Origin of the sequence: Paenibacillus elgii NBRC 100335, assembly GCF_004000865.1 — a bacterium.
GTDB classification, from domain to species: Bacteria; Bacillota; Bacilli; order Paenibacillales; family NBRC-103111; genus Paenibacillus_G; species Paenibacillus_G elgii.
The window spans coordinates 91,418-105,203 of the sequence record NZ_BIMB01000014.1 but is presented as its reverse complement, the minus strand read 5'-3'; the positions used below and the strand labels follow the sequence as shown (position 1 = coordinate 105,203).

The window sequence follows — 13,786 nt, the reverse complement described above, 5'->3', positions numbered from 1 at the left end:
TTGGCTTATTTTGGCTTTAACAAAAAGGAGAATGACACAATGCTAAACAAGAAGCTAATCGCCTCGGTTGCGGGATTGTCTCTGCTTGTTGGAGTAGGGACCGGCGTTTATGCCGGCAGTAACTTGCAAGAAATCAAAGCCTATTTAAACGGCGATCTCAAAGTGCGCGTCAACGGCACCGTGGCGCAATTAAACGACGAGCAGGGCTCGGCCATTTTGCCGATCACGTATAACGGCAGCACTTATTTGCCGGTCCGTGCCGTAGCCAACGCTTTGTCGGTAGCTGTCGATTACAATGGGGCCAACCAAGAGGTCATTCTCGGGGAAAAAGTGGACGGGACTCCTTTGAATGCGGAAAAGTTCAATAACTACATGTATACGAAAGATCCTGCCCAAACTACCTATAACAATAAAAACTACAAGGAAGCTTTTTATTATCATGAGGGATCCGGCGGACCAACGATCATTATTACGCCGGACAAAAAATACCAAAAGCTGCACCTGAAGATGGCGGCGATTGATAAAGAATTGACGGGCATTAAAATTCACGATCTGGATAATAATGTGCTCTTGAAAGATGTAGGCACCATTGCAACGAAAGACGGATTAAAAGAAATCGTCGTCGATATCGGCAACGTGAAAACCGTAACCATTGAGGCACAGGTGAAAGATGGCGGCGGCTTATTCGTGCCTCTCATCGATTCTTACTATAAATAAATCCATACAATGAAATAAGATCGCCTAACAGCCTTGGTCGGATTTTTATCGACCAAGGCTGTTTTATTTTGCACTCCTTTTCTTTTAAGAGACTAAGTCATAGGAGTTGACGATAGAAACCGCCGTGCTACATGCCTTAGAGATAACCGCGTATTTATTGGTCTGGCCCCTTGCCCTCCTCTACGAAAACCGCTCCTCCAGTTGCCTTCCATAGGTTTCCGTACAGGCGTTCCGAAGAGGAACGCATATGATGAACAAATGGATGCCGTGGTTCAGGACCGTACTATTATTGAAGGAGGAAATCAATGTGGATAAATTTTATCCTGTTGCGCTGCCTGTCTTGAACGGGAATGAGAAGAAATACGTGATGGATTGCCTGGAGTCGACGTGGATCTCCTCTAACGGATCATATATCAAGCGTTTCGAAGAAGAATTCGCCGCCTTTTGCCAGGTGAAGCACGCCATCGCCTGCAGCAACGGCACGACAGCGCTGCATCTGGCTTTGCTCGCGCACGGTGCGGGGCCCGGAGACGAGATTATCGTCCCTACGTTAACGTTCGTCGCCACAGCGAATGCCGTCACCTATTGCGGGGCGAAGCCGGTGTTCGTCGATTCGGAGCCAGAGACTTGGAACATCGATCCGAAGCGGATCGAAGAGCGGATCACGCCGAGAACAAAAGGCATCGTCGCGGTCCATCTGTATGGGCATCCTGCTGACATGGACCCGATTCGGCAGCTTGCGCAGCAATACGGCTTATTCGTCATCGAAGATGCGGCTGAAGCGTTGGGAGCCGAGTATAAGGGAAAGCGTACCGGGGGACTGGGGGACAGCGCGATCTTCAGCTTGTTCGGCAACAAGATCATTACGACGGGTGAAGGCGGGGTATTGACGACGAACGACGATGCGCTTGCGGACCGGGCCCGGCTGCTTCGGGGACAGGGGATGGACCCGGAACGCCGTTATTTCCACACCGTCGTCGGTTACAATTACCGGATGACCAACATTCAAGCAGCTATCGGCTGTGCGCAATTGCAGAACGCGGAGTGGCACATCGCGCAGAGACTGCGGATTGCAAGTTATTATACCAAGTATTTGCGGGGTTGCAGCGCGCTTGCACTGCCTGTCCAGCAGGATTGGGCGAAGAACGTCTATTGGCTGTTCAGCGTCGTGCTGCGCGAAGGCTCGGAAGCCCAGCGCGATGAAGTCATCCGTCGGCTGCAGCTCCATGGGATCGAGAGCCGGCCGTTCTTTTATCCGATGCACGTGCTGCCGCCCTACGAGAAGCTCCAATCCGCAACGGAGTTTCCGGTGGCGGGCCGGATTGCCGCTCAAGGCATCAATCTCCCGAGCTACGGCACGCTAACCGAAGCCGATGTGAGATATATTAGTTCTACGCTGGTAAATATCGTTTCGGGTCTTTGATTCGTCCGGTCGTTGCGGCAAAGGAGTCCCTGACCAGTTCACCCGGCTGGCGGGGACTCTGTTCATTTTCTCCAGCCTTTCAACATAATCGTAAAAGAGGGATTAATTCATGAAGGAATTTTTTGAGCAATTCATTGCCGCAAGACGGAATAATATTGAATCCAAACAACAAGAACTGGATCTTCTGCGAGATATTGCTGGAACCGGCAATGAAGAGCTTATGAGATCATTTTTAAACTACAATATCATTACCAGCCCGAGGCAACCGCTTCCTTCCACGATCACGAATCCCCCCAGTCAACCGGTTAGCGTATCCAATTTGAATGACTTGCGTTCGGTGACAACCGTTACTGGCAAAGTATTCGGTTCTACGACCGACTTTTTAACGGCGGGTAACAATCAAAACATTGTTGCCGTCCTGTCTAATCCTGCGGGATCAACCTTTAATTTAGCCATTTCCTTAGTCACGCTGGCCACTTTAAAAGATGTAACCAATCAGCGGGATATTCGAAACGGTACCATAGCGGGCACGTTGACGGCCAACACGATCTACAACTTGAATAACAATTTTGGCAATACCTCCGTCGCTGCCTTTCAATCCGCAGGGGGTTCAGGCATCGACTTAACAGGCGGAACCCTTTTGGCAACAAGGGCGTTTCCGGCGAATACGACAAGTGTTTTTGACTTCTCTTCAGCGATTATTATTAAACCGGGTGACAGTTATGGAGTCAAATTTAATTTTCAGTCCGGCGGTACGGCAGCCGTTAATATGATTTGGGAAGAACAAACGAGATAAACTAGTAGTCCCTGACGATTTTTTACATAAGCCGCCGTCCCGCTCCGGGTTTATAAAATCCGTTGACTTTATAGGCTTGGAATAACTATTATGGTTATAACAAGAAGGTGATGCAAAAATGAAAAAATTAAGCAGTCGTTTCTCGATAGCCGTTCATGTTCTCTGTTTGATCCATTTAAGCCCGGCACTTTGTACCGGGGATTTCATAGCAGCGAGCGTAAAGACCAATCCGGTTATCATTCGCAATATTATTGCCCAACTCAAAAAAGCCGGACTTGTCGACGTACGTCCCGGAGTGGGCGGAACATTTTTGCTGAAGGACTTGGGAGAGATCTCGTTGCTGGACGTATACCATGCTGTAGAAGTTATTGATAACGGCGAGTTGTTCAATGTACACGCAGAACCGGATACGAATTGTCCGATAGGCAAAAATATGGTAGCTGTTCTACGGTCGGAAATGAGAGCCGCTCAATCCGCCATGGAACAGAGGTTAGCTCAAGTTTCGTTACGACAATTGGTTATAGAACTTGGCGAACGGAACGATGCTTAACGGAACTATTTTTTTAATCTCGTTATAATCAAAACACTTATAACGAAGTTGATTATAACTTGATGATATAAAAACGATGAAAGGAAGATCCGTTCATGAAGATTATGGTTACAGGAGCAACTGGTCAGCTTGGAGGTCTCGCTCTACAACATTTGCTCCAAAAAGTTCCGGCAAGTCATATTGTTGCCGTCGCGCGTAGTTCTGAAAAAGCCGCCGCACTTGCAGGGCTTGGGGTTGAAGTTCGTCAGGGCGATTATAATGATCCGGAGTCTCTTCGCAATGCTTTTAGAGACGGTACCAAGCTGCTGTTTATCTCAAGTTCGGAACCCGATGATCCACTACGCGTCGTTCAACATGCCAATGTCGTAAAGGCCGCCCGCGATGCAGGTATCAAGCACATTGCCTATACCGGCTTCGCTTTTGCCGAGGACAATCCGTTCGCTCTCGTTCATCTGGCTACCGAGTATGCGATTCGCACCACGAATATTCCGTACACCTTTTTGCGTAACGGTGGTTATGCCGAGTTTTTTATCAATCCGTCACTAAAGGCAAATGTAGAGAACGGGACGATCGTTACAAATACCAATAAAAGAAAAGTGAATGCGGTTAGCCGTAGCGATTTGGCCCTGGCTGCCGCAACGGTTCTGACAGGGGAGGGACATGAGAACAAGGAATACAATCTTGTTTCCAATGATCCTTGGAGCTTTGACGATTTGGCTGAAATTGTTTCCGAAGTTTCCGGTAGAAGCGTTGTTCATCAGTCGGTTTCCTTCGAAGAAGAGAAGAGCATTCTTGTTCAATCCGGCATGCCTGAATCTTTTGCTCAAATTACGGCTTTTATCTATGACACCATTGCAGCGGGGAACATGGAAAGAACGACCGATGATTTACACAAACTGATCGGATTTCAGACGCCTGTTAAGGAACTCGTCATAAAAGCTTTGCAAGGCTAAGACGATAGTTGATATACAGAAAAAAGCCGACCAAGACTGTGTATTGTTCCAGTATTGGTCGGAATACCATTGAGTGTATGTAGGTTTCATGTTCGGTAATTATCTCAGGACTTTTGATTTTTTGGCATGCCGGGTACAACTTCCAGAATACTGTCGGCTTGGTTAGACTGGGCCTTTCCGATTGGGCGTACGTGCCGAAGCTGCGTAACAACAAGGACGATGATAGCAAGCATGATAGCACCACTGGCTGCCGCAACAGCGTGCATCCCGACGGTAAAGGCTTCGCGTGCGCCAGTGAGCAATGCCTTGCCGACTTGTTGGGTGAGCCCTTCCGCAATAGCCGTTGCACCAGCCAAGCTGTCCTGGGAAGCTTGTACCGCAGACGTCGGCAAGTCGGCGGGAATAGAATTCGCCACCTGGTTGCGGTAAACGACCGTGCCGATGCTACCCAATACGGCGATGCCCAGCGCGAAGGCGAATTCACCGCTGGTTTGGAGCATGGCGGCCGCCGATCCCGCCTTTTCCGGCGGGGCTGAGCCGATGACAAGGTCGCTGGACAGGCTTGGGAGTGGGGCTGCACCTAGATTGAAGCAGATATACCCCAGCACCAGAAACGTGAGACCTGATTCAACCCCCACCTGGGTCAGCAGAAAACAGCCGGCGGTCGATACCAATAGACCCGTTCCGATAAGACGGGCCGGGCGGACCCGACGTGCGATAAGCGGTGAAAGAAGCATACCGGCCATCGAGGCAATTACCCCGGGGAGCATGTATAACCCTGCCTGAAACGGCGACATTCCTTGAACGAATTGGAGATGCTGCGCAATGAAGAGCATGGTCGCTCCTGTCAGTGTTATACCGAACATGCCCCCTAGTGCAGCTCTGAATCCGGGACTCGCGAACAGACGCAGGTCCAGTAAGGGACTCGTCAGCCTGCGCTGCCGCGACACGAACATCGTGCCGAGGACAACCCCCGCCAGTATTGATAGCGCAGGAACCATCTGCAGACCGTGCTTGGCGATTTCCTTGAGGCCGTATATGACTGGCAGGATGGTGCCTAGCGATAACGCGACACTGGTCACATCCAATTTGCCGGATTCCGGGTGCCGGTATTCGGGCAGCAGTATGGGGCCGGTTATTAGTAGAAGCAACATGACCGGCACGCCCAGAAGGAACACCGAGCCCCACCAGAAGTGATTCAACATGATACCTCCAACCACCGGGCCGAGGGCCATTCCACCCATGGAGCACGTTAACCATATGCCGATGGCGAAGGAGCGCTGCTTGTGGTCACGGAACATGTTGCTTATCAAGGCTAGAGTAGAAGGCGATATAGTCGCCCCGGCAATGCCGAGTAGTGCGCGGGCCGCAATGAGCATCTCAGCGCTTTGGGAGAATGCAGCCAATATCGAGGCTATGACGAATGCAGCCCCGCCGATCAACAGCAGCTTGCGGCGGCCGATCCGATCCCCCAGCGAACCCATGGTGATCAAGAATCCGGAAAGCATGAAACCGTAGATGTCGATGATCCACAACTGCTGAGCGCTATCGGCACCGAGGTCGGCGCCAATATGCGGCAGTGCGAGAATCATTACGGAGAGATCAATTGAGACTAGAAGGGCGGGCAGGGCTAGTACCGCAAGCCCTGTCCATTCCCTGATGCCGGCCTGCATCTCGTTTCCATATAATGCATTCTTCATTCGTTCTGCAGCTCCACGCCAAGCTTATCCAACATAAGCTTTGTTCCGTCCTCACGCTGTTCCGGTGTATCGTGACCATCGAGGAAGGCTCCTTGTTCGGTGTAGATGAGTTGAGTGACGCTGCCCGACCGCTTTATTTCCACTGTCGTCACAGAGACTGACATCCGCGAGTCTCCTTTGTCCAGGGTGTAGGCATAAACGATGCGTTTGTCTTGAACGATTTCTTGATAGCAGGCATCGAAAGTGTATATTGGTCCGTTCGGCGGGCCGCCACGGTTGATTTCTCGCCCACCGACCCGAAAGTCGAATTCGTCGGCTTTCGGGAACCACCGGGCTTTGGCCGACGGGTCCGACCAGGCGGAGAATACCCGCTCGGGCGATGCATTATAATTTTTCTCGATAACAAAGGTAGAGTATTTTACAGATCGTTCGTTCATGGTTTATTTTGTCCTCCTTTGGGAATCGTCATCTGGATACTCGTCAAGAAAATCGCCTATCCGGTCGAGATGGGATTCCCAGCTCGCTTTCCGCTCAATAACGGATTTGACCTGATCCAACGACAAGCCGAGCTCCTTCAATGACAGAATTTGCTGCAGCTGTGCAATATCGGATTCTGTATAGATCCTGTGTCCTGAGTCAGTATGGCCGGATGGAGAGAACAAACCGATCTGATCGTAGTATCGCAATGTTCGAACCGTTAATCCTGCTAATTTTGCAAGTTCTCCAACTTTCCACTCCCGTTTCATGATCATCCCCTTTTTTTCGCGCGAGGTTTTTACCGGTATCCACAGCATAAATCATTACGTTACGGTAGTTTCAAGTAATGGGAAATTTAAAACCGAGCGTTCGTATCGGCGACGAGCCAAGTGGTTTATTCCTTTTTCCAATGAACAAAATTTAGACAGGCCGGATCGCTGTGGATTGGATTCATGTCCATTCCCAAAATGTAAGTTGAATCGTATTTTAGAATATTCGGGAGGTGGTTGCGGCATGGAGATGAAAAAGCACCTGTTGGCGAAGGGCAGCAGATTTGAAACCCCTTATTACGTCATTCGTGGAAACTCAAAAGGAAAGTCAATGATGCTAACTGCCGGAGTGCATGGGAATGAAATTGCCAGCATTCTCGCGGCCGAAAGACTTGTAGACTTGCTGAAGAAAAACAGGCTCTGGATCGAAAGAGGGACATTGATCGTTGTTCCGATTGTCAATCGACAGGCATATAAGCTGCGCATCAGGGGAATTCCCGATTTGAACCGGACGTTTCCGCGAAGCGAAAAAGATAAGGCGCGCCACCGGCTGTCAGTCGCGTTATTTCAATTAGCGAAGCAGTACCAGCCGGCGTGGTATGTCGATCTGCATGAAGCGAACGGCTTGTCTAAAATAAACCCGCAAAGGCTGGGGCAGACATTGATAGCTAATCCCAAAAATGCGGCAATCCCTGCAATAAAACGAATTGTTGCACATGTGAACCGCCCTATTGTTCAAAAATCAAAGCAGTTTACGGTGCGCTTGCGGAATTTATCAGGTTCGGGACGCCATGCCGCACATCACTTATTGAAAGCAAAAGCAGTTACCGTAGAGACATGCTGGAGCCTGCCTATGTCCGACAGGGTAATCTATCAAATGAAAATCATGAAAGGCATTTTAGCTGAAGCTAATCTGATTTAACGCGAAAGTATGACCGAGGCTGCAACAAGGCGGCATCCTGCTTTTGCTTTTAGCTGCCATAGGGTATATAGTAATAATTACTATTTTATATGCGTCCAGCGGTACTGATGAACGAACTGGGCAGGACAGCCTGATGGAACCGCAATTGATCGGTCGTGTGCATCTCAAATGGGTGGTGACCGTGCTGGATGCGGGGCATGTAATCGAGTGGCATGATTTGGATCATCGTATTTTAATACGAAATTAAGCTTTATTCGTTATGATGTTGAAATTAGTGTACCTATTTCGACAGGAAGCCAAAGGTGTGAAGATCGATGCCCAATCCATAGGGAAAATCAAGGCACGGAAACCGCCTTATGTGTATCCAAATCACGACTTCGTTGATCATTATCAGTAAAGCAGGGGGTACGATGAACAAAACAATAGTTTCCCTTTTTATGGCGGTCACGGTTCTTTTAGGAGGATGCGCAAAAAATACAGCCGAGCCCGTCCTGACACCATCAGCCTCCTCTCCAGACGCGTCTGTTGACAGTCCAGTTCCCGGAGCGGCGACGCAGATGAAATCCGATACCGCGGGAGTTCAAACGGTCAAGGACCCCGATAGCATAACGGTGCTTGTTAATAAACACTTTGCACTCCCGGCAGATTACAAGCCGAAAGATATGGTTTTTCCCGATGTTCCTTTTCTGTTCAAAGAAAAAATAGAAAAACGCGAAATGCGGCAAGAGGCAGCACACGCGCTGGAAGCGTTGTTCGCCGCAGCAAAGCAGGACGGCACAAGGCTGGCAGGCGTTTCCGCTTACCGGTCCTTCACGACGCAGAAGGTGCTGTATGCTCATTACGCGGAACAAAGCGGCAAAGCCAATGCCACAACCTACAGTGCCGCGCCCGGAACCAGCGAACATGAAACAGGGCTGGCTATTGATCTTTCCGGCAGCGACGGCAAATGTGCGGCGCAAGATTGCTTCGCCGATACCAAAGAAGCAGCTTGGCTTGCAGCGAATGCGCCAGCCTACGGATACATCATCCGTTATCCGAAAGGAAAGGAATCGATCACCGGGTATCAGTATGAACCGTGGCATATCCGTTATGTTGGAACGAAGGCGTCCAAAGAGATTGCGTCGAAAGGACTGACATTAGAGGAGTATTTGAAGCAAGAGTAATGAACAACGTGTTAAGTTACTTAATCGGGAACGGAGAATACCAACGATGCGGCTGTCTTTTCAATGGATTGGAACGATCTTTTTAGTTATCATGTTCACTTGTGCTTTTATTAATGACGGGTTAAAAAGCAGTAAGGGAACCCACTTCAGCAATGAGGTAGCTGTGCTTGAGTATCATCACATCGATCCCGAAGCTTCGGCCTATACGATTACTCCTGAAGCTTTCAAACAGCATCTGCTAGCATTAAAAGCAAACCATTACAACGTTATTTCGATGGAGGATTTTATCGAATTTCTGGAAGGGCGGCGTTCGTTGCCTTCGGATGCGGTAGTACTCACCTTCGATGACGGTTACGAATCATTTTACAAATATGCTTATCCGATACTGAAAGAGCAGAACATGGTAGCGACCAATTTCATTATTGTAAACTATTTGGGTACAGATCCAGGCACCCCTTTTTTGAATTGGAACGAAATTCAGGAAATGAAGAACGATGGATTTAGCTTTTATTCCCATACCTATAATGCGCATGATTTTGCAGCAGATCTGAACGGCAAGCCCGTTGACCCACTGACCAATCCGATTTATTTGCAAAATAGGAACCGAATGGAAACCGAAGAGGAGTACGAGCAGCGAGTCAAGGCGGATCTTGTGCAGGCGGATCAGATCATAGAGAGCAAGCTGGGAGCGCATGACAAGTTGTTTTGCTTGCCGCATGGAAGGTACAATGAGAAGCTTCTCGAGCTTGGAAATACGGTGGGGATTCAATATTTCTTTACGGGGATGGACGGTTTAAACGCTCCCGGAACCAAGCTGGTGAAACGGATCAATGCGGGGTCTGCAGACGTAACGCCAGGGAAGCTGCTTCACAAACTGAATGACGAAACAACCTTAATTGGGAGATTAAAAATTACGTTAAAGAATTATCTTACAAGTCAGCGCATGTCGGAATAACAGGAGGGCATCTTATTTTCTTTTTGTGAAAATAAAGATGCCTTTAGCATTTATTGGAAATTTCATAAAAGAAACAGATTTTTTCTTGCAAGCGAGTTACATCGATTTCTTGATAGTTCACGATGGTGCGTTTGGAAACATATTTTTTTGCTTCTTCATACTGCTTTTGCATGGTTAGCGCAATAGGTCATGGGAGTTTTGCTGGCTCAGAAATTTTACCTAATTTAATTACTCCTTATACCGAGAGCCAAGTGAGCATCAGATTTAATTAAACACTAATTATCAAATATGCATCTTCCTTGAATTAAGGGGGATGCATATTTTTTGGAAATCACGTAACTTTCAATTAATTTAGTTCGTTTAATTCATTAAGGTTCAGATGAAAGGGTGATTTCTTTTGAAAAAATTTGTTATGGGTGCAATAGTTGGCGCAAGTTTGTCCCTTGGAGCCTCGACACTTGCATCCAACTCTCCAGAGGTGTCCTTTTTTTCAGTTAAATATATTTTTAACAGTGTAGAAAAGCAACTTCCCGAAGAATACACAAGTCTAAACTATAACGGCCATGCTTACGTTCCGATTAGGTTCATTGCCGAGAATAGCAGTATGAATATTGGATACGACTCTGTAGAGAAAAGAGTAATCATCAATTATGGAGTGAATGGCCAAGAACCCGCTCCCATTCCATCTGAATATCTCGTTAATGATGTAACTTCAGCGGCACTCCCATATATAACAAACAACCATATGGCATATGGAAATATTAAAGTTACTAAGGAAGGAATCAATTCGAGAGTATCCTTCCAAATTAAGAATGATATTCCTCAAAATGATCTTGGAGGCACTTTAAGATTATTTGACGAGAAAGCTAATCTTATTGGGCAATTACCAATAAATCATACCTTTGATACAGGAATATCCACTTACGAAAACACAATAGAAGGCGATGCAACTAATTTTAAATATGCTACTTTAACATTTGGAAAGGTTGAGGGTGCCCTTTATCATCCTTTGTTAATTTCCCGGGAACAAAAGGAGCAAGACTCGATTATACATTTAAAATCGAAAATGATTACAGAAGATCAACTATCAAAGCTTGGTGATAAGAAAATGGATATAAGTAATATTGCATCATACATGAAACTTAGCAACAGTCAAGTATTGCAACTGGTAAATGCTATAATCTCAGGTTGATGTCTTCTTGTATCGCTCTATTTAAGATCGATCCTTTTTTAATTTTCATTATTAATAAGTTGCAACCAGACTTATGTATGTTTTGTTTTATAGTAATCGTCAATTCCATTAATCATATTTCTTTTCGCCGGGCATTTCTTCCACTTTCTTTTGAATTCCTAGTTGTTCATTCGTGCCGTCGATTTCATATAACATAGCTAAAGCGAAAAGCAGATCCTTGATGCCGCAGGTTCTTCTTATGTGCGCTTTTTCTCAAATTGTCAGTTAGGCTTTTGTTAGTATAAGGAGTTGTATTGAAAAATGAAATATGTATATTTTTTAATACTAATTTTTTTACTGCCGGGCTGCTCTCTTGCAACGAATGAGAACATTAATAATAATCAAGCGTTATCGGATGTATTCCCGGCCAACGACTTAAGATTGATTAACATCCATCTGTATCGTTCAGATTCCTATAAAACTCAACCGGAACTGATTAATGTTTTTTTTGACGAAAAAGAAAAAAGTAACGTTATACAATGGATTAATTCGATACATAAAAGACAGGAACATATCATGTCGAAGGGCATAAATGAAATATATATATTACAGTTTGAATATCCGGATGGCAACAGTGAAGTCAGTAAATATTTGGTATATGCAAAGGACTCCAAAGGGAACTATTACGCGAAAAAATTCGAGATGACGGCAGAGTTATTTAACTATGAAGCTTTTACCAAAGAAATGCTTGCATCAGTTATTGGAAAAATGGGGGAAAAAGACTGGTTTGACGTAGAAAAGTTAGTCATTCTAACACCGTGAACTATTGTAAAAAGGGCCCTTCCACTGCCAAGTTCATGGCATTCTGGAACAGCCCTTTATCTTCTTTATATAACGTCAGCCGCCAACTCCGCCATGGTGATCTGTCTGATCCAGCTTATCTGCCGTGATAGGATGCGCCTCTGTTAAGTGTCCGCCATTCAATAACATTAGTGCCATGAGCAGTGACAACAATATTTTTTTCATTGTTCAGACACTCCATTCAATATGTTTTTGTACTCCCTCTTTTGCTGTTCCGTGGCGTATTCGTCATGATCTTCGAATAACGTAATACATCGCTCAAATCCGGAATAGTATTGTATTTTACGAGAAAGGTACAAAGCATACAGCAGTTCATTGATCCCGTCGCCAATTTTTCCGTTATTAAAGCTGTAGATCGATTTCTCATACCAATAGTGAAACAATTGCGTGCCGTTGATATAGCTTATAGATGAATTTAAAGGGGGGATTCTTTGGCAAAAACGCTCAATAATTTCATCGATGAGAAGATTGAATTTGTTAGCGGCTTCCATAATACTGAGCAAATAAGGTAAAGTATATTCCGGGTGTTCATCAAGGAATTTGGCAAAATCATGCAGCACGTTTTTGTTCCCGGTCATGAGCTCCAGCGTATACATATTCCCCTTACCCCAAATTCGAAATTTCTCAACCTCCCTTCTCCCGGTTTCGTCCAGAAGCTCAAACCATCCAAGATCGGAATACTCTTTCACATAAGGTTTCGCTTCTTCGTATTTTCCTTGCATAGTTAATGCGATCCCTTTCAGGAGGAATCCTTGTCCATAATATACGACCAAATGACGTTCTGTTGGCTCATCTTCAAAATGATCTGATAGTTTTTGATCGTATCGCTTTTTTGCCAAGGTATGTAATTCATCCGCATAGCTTTCCACTTTGTCCCAATCCCAAAACGTATAGTAAACGTTTGCCATTTGCAGTATAGCATCTAACCGGACATGTTCCGGCAATTGGTTGTAGTAAGACTCAAAACGAAGCAAGGCTTCTTTATTTTCCTCTGCGCCAATCCCTATTAAAGCCAGAAATAAACGGTACTGACTCATGATGAATTGTTCATGATCGCATTCTTGTTCATGATTTACGACATAACGAAAGAAAGGAACAGCATCTTTTTTTCTCCCGAGCTTAAAGAGATGCTCTGCTATTGAATACATTTGCGAGCATGACAATGGCTTGTCCTCCGACAAAATATCTTCTAATTCCATATTGGGATGTATAATCATGTATTAACCTCCCTTATAAGTAAAATAATAACACAATATATTTCAAAAATACAGTTATTTTTCAATATATTACCATAATATTCTATCTATTTTTAATATGAAGTGTAGACATAGAAAGAAAAGTGTCGTTCAACGCATCGGTTAAAAGAACAGCATGCCGAAATCGTTGCTACAAAACATTGGTCAATTCGAGCATGAGGAACGCAATAGGCCAGCCACAAACTTTTGGGCCGGCCCTTTTTTATTACCTCTTAATTCAACTTATTCCAAACGCTAGGTAGCGTTTGAAGACGGGCGAGCTGCTCGGCCAGCTCCTTCTCCGGATGAGCCGTAAGGTCGTCGTACGGGTTGCGGAGCCCCGGCAGGCGTCTCCGCCTTAACTGCGTGGCAATGGCCTGCTCGATCCGGGCGGCGTCGAAAGGGATGGAGACCACGTTATCGGCCGCTTCCTATGTGCGCCGAATCAAGCATCACCCGGAGTTGACGATATTTCACGGAAGGTCGGAATTAAACAGGCAGGGCATTCGAAAGATGTACGATCGGATGACGGAATCGGGTAAGTAATTGATCTTAAAACCGAATGGACCGCATAGGCATTATAGAAGAAGGAAG

17 protein-coding genes are annotated in these 13,786 nt (G+C 46.1%); 12 read left to right on the top strand and 5 right to left on the bottom strand.

Features of this window, described 5'->3' with window-relative positions:
• Window positions 1–39: 39 nt before the first annotated feature.
• The 5 genes from PEL01S_RS13200 (at window position 40) to PEL01S_RS13180 (ending at window position 4,439) form a co-directional block, all read left to right on the top strand.
• Window positions 40–717, top strand: coding sequence for a stalk domain-containing protein (locus PEL01S_RS13200; RefSeq protein ID WP_063185004.1), 678 nt, complete (start codon window positions 40–42; stop codon window positions 715–717).
• A 307-nt stretch (window positions 718–1,024) separates the two neighbouring features.
• Window positions 1,025–2,140 (top strand): DegT/DnrJ/EryC1/StrS family aminotransferase, encoded by a 1,116-nt coding sequence (locus PEL01S_RS13195; protein WP_218032548.1) that lies wholly within the window; start codon window positions 1,025–1,027, stop codon window positions 2,138–2,140.
• Window positions 2,141–2,249: 109 nt separating this feature from the next.
• Window positions 2,250–2,936, top strand: coding sequence for a hypothetical protein (locus PEL01S_RS13190; RefSeq protein ID WP_127460588.1), 687 nt, complete (start codon window positions 2,250–2,252; stop codon window positions 2,934–2,936).
• Between the two features lie 118 nt (window positions 2,937–3,054).
• Complete coding sequence (locus tag PEL01S_RS13185; RefSeq protein WP_127460587.1) at window positions 3,055–3,486, top strand: Rrf2 family transcriptional regulator; 432 nt, start codon at window positions 3,055–3,057, stop codon at window positions 3,484–3,486.
• A gap of 95 nt (window positions 3,487–3,581) precedes the next feature.
• Complete coding sequence (locus PEL01S_RS13180) at window positions 3,582–4,439, top strand: SDR family oxidoreductase (protein WP_127460586.1); 858 nt, start codon at window positions 3,582–3,584, stop codon at window positions 4,437–4,439.
• A gap of 104 nt (window positions 4,440–4,543) precedes the next feature.
• Here PEL01S_RS13180 and PEL01S_RS13175 read toward each other — a convergent pair whose 3' ends face one another.
• From PEL01S_RS13175 to PEL01S_RS13165, 3 genes are read right to left on the bottom strand one after another with little or no spacing between them, the layout of a single operon-like run.
• Entirely contained in the window at window positions 4,544–6,139 is a 1,596-nt protein-coding gene (locus PEL01S_RS13175) for an MFS transporter (protein WP_127460585.1), read from the bottom strand.
• The gene (locus tag PEL01S_RS13170; protein ID WP_063185013.1) at window positions 6,136–6,576 is read right to left on the bottom strand and encodes an SRPBCC family protein; all 441 of its coding nucleotides are present in this window, start codon (window positions 6,574–6,576) and stop codon (window positions 6,136–6,138) included. The genes PEL01S_RS13175 and PEL01S_RS13170 overlap by 4 nt, the downstream gene beginning before the upstream one ends.
• Before the next feature lie 3 nt (window positions 6,577–6,579).
• Window positions 6,580–6,885: a MerR family transcriptional regulator gene (locus PEL01S_RS13165; protein WP_063185015.1), complete on the bottom strand. Its 306-nt coding sequence runs from the start codon at window positions 6,883–6,885 to the stop codon at window positions 6,580–6,582.
• A 244-nt stretch (window positions 6,886–7,129) separates the two neighbouring features.
• Here PEL01S_RS13165 and PEL01S_RS13160 point away from each other — a divergent pair, with 244 nt between their 5' ends.
• From PEL01S_RS13160 to PEL01S_RS13135, 6 genes are all read left to right on the top strand, one after another.
• Complete coding sequence (locus PEL01S_RS13160) at window positions 7,130–7,807, top strand: succinylglutamate desuccinylase/aspartoacylase family protein (protein WP_127460584.1); 678 nt, start codon at window positions 7,130–7,132, stop codon at window positions 7,805–7,807.
• 43 nt (window positions 7,808–7,850) lie between these two features.
• A complete protein-coding gene (locus PEL01S_RS13155) occupies window positions 7,851–8,054 on the top strand; it encodes a hypothetical protein (RefSeq protein WP_127460583.1) in 204 nt (67 codons plus the stop codon).
• Window positions 8,055–8,193: 139 nt separating this feature from the next.
• On the top strand, window positions 8,194–8,970 hold the full coding sequence (locus tag PEL01S_RS13150; protein ID WP_371860701.1) for a M15 family metallopeptidase: 777 nt from the start codon (window positions 8,194–8,196) through the stop codon (window positions 8,968–8,970).
• Window positions 8,971–9,016: 46 nt separating this feature from the next.
• Window positions 9,017–9,925 (top strand): polysaccharide deacetylase family protein, encoded by a 909-nt coding sequence (locus PEL01S_RS13145; RefSeq protein WP_127460582.1) that lies wholly within the window; start codon window positions 9,017–9,019, stop codon window positions 9,923–9,925.
• A 397-nt stretch (window positions 9,926–10,322) separates the two neighbouring features.
• Window positions 10,323–11,117, top strand: coding sequence for a stalk domain-containing protein (locus tag PEL01S_RS13140; RefSeq protein WP_127460581.1), 795 nt, complete (start codon window positions 10,323–10,325; stop codon window positions 11,115–11,117).
• Between the two features lie 300 nt (window positions 11,118–11,417).
• Window positions 11,418–11,918, top strand: a complete 501-nt coding sequence (locus PEL01S_RS13135) for a hypothetical protein (protein WP_063185025.1) — start codon at window positions 11,418–11,420, stop codon at window positions 11,916–11,918.
• A 200-nt stretch (window positions 11,919–12,118) separates the two neighbouring features.
• On the opposite strand, the gene PEL01S_RS13130 is transcribed toward PEL01S_RS13135, so the two are convergent.
• Both PEL01S_RS13130 and PEL01S_RS13125 read right to left on the bottom strand, forming a co-directional pair.
• Complete coding sequence (locus tag PEL01S_RS13130) at window positions 12,119–13,174, bottom strand: hypothetical protein (protein WP_063185027.1); 1,056 nt, start codon at window positions 13,172–13,174, stop codon at window positions 12,119–12,121.
• A 251-nt stretch (window positions 13,175–13,425) separates the two neighbouring features.
• Window positions 13,426–13,608, bottom strand: coding sequence for a hypothetical protein (locus PEL01S_RS13125; protein WP_063185028.1), 183 nt, complete (start codon window positions 13,606–13,608; stop codon window positions 13,426–13,428).
• Between PEL01S_RS13125 and PEL01S_RS34470 the strand changes: the two genes are divergently transcribed.
• On the top strand, window positions 13,598–13,738 hold the full coding sequence (locus tag PEL01S_RS34470) for a hypothetical protein (RefSeq protein WP_163768447.1): 141 nt from the start codon (window positions 13,598–13,600) through the stop codon (window positions 13,736–13,738). The two genes, PEL01S_RS13125 and PEL01S_RS34470, sit on opposite strands and share 11 nt — an antisense overlap.
• The last annotated feature ends 48 nt before the right edge of the window (window positions 13,739–13,786 follow it).

Coding starts and splice junctions, on each gene's coding strand:
- PEL01S_RS13200 (WP_063185004.1), top strand. CDS start 40: ATGCTAAACAAGAAGCTAATCGCCTCGGTTGCGGGATTGTCTCTGCTT.
- PEL01S_RS13190 (WP_127460588.1), top strand. CDS start 2,250: ATGAAGGAATTTTTTGAGCAATTCATTGCCGCAAGACGGAATAATATT.
- PEL01S_RS13185 (WP_127460587.1), top strand. CDS start 3,055: ATGAAAAAATTAAGCAGTCGTTTCTCGATAGCCGTTCATGTTCTCTGT.
- PEL01S_RS13180 (WP_127460586.1), top strand. CDS start 3,582: ATGAAGATTATGGTTACAGGAGCAACTGGTCAGCTTGGAGGTCTCGCT.
- PEL01S_RS13175 (WP_127460585.1), bottom strand. CDS start 6,139: ATGAAGAATGCATTATATGGAAACGAGATGCAGGCCGGCATCAGGGAA.
- PEL01S_RS13170 (WP_063185013.1), bottom strand. CDS start 6,576: ATGAACGAACGATCTGTAAAATACTCTACCTTTGTTATCGAGAAAAAT.
- PEL01S_RS13165 (WP_063185015.1), bottom strand. CDS start 6,885: ATGAAACGGGAGTGGAAAGTTGGAGAACTTGCAAAATTAGCAGGATTA.
- PEL01S_RS13160 (WP_127460584.1), top strand. CDS start 7,130: ATGGAGATGAAAAAGCACCTGTTGGCGAAGGGCAGCAGATTTGAAACC.
- PEL01S_RS13145 (WP_127460582.1), top strand. CDS start 9,017: ATGCGGCTGTCTTTTCAATGGATTGGAACGATCTTTTTAGTTATCATG.
- PEL01S_RS13135 (WP_063185025.1), top strand. CDS start 11,418: ATGAAATATGTATATTTTTTAATACTAATTTTTTTACTGCCGGGCTGC.
- PEL01S_RS13130 (WP_063185027.1), bottom strand. CDS start 13,174: ATGATTATACATCCCAATATGGAATTAGAAGATATTTTGTCGGAGGAC.
- PEL01S_RS34470 (WP_163768447.1), top strand. CDS start 13,598: ATGGAGACCACGTTATCGGCCGCTTCCTATGTGCGCCGAATCAAGCAT.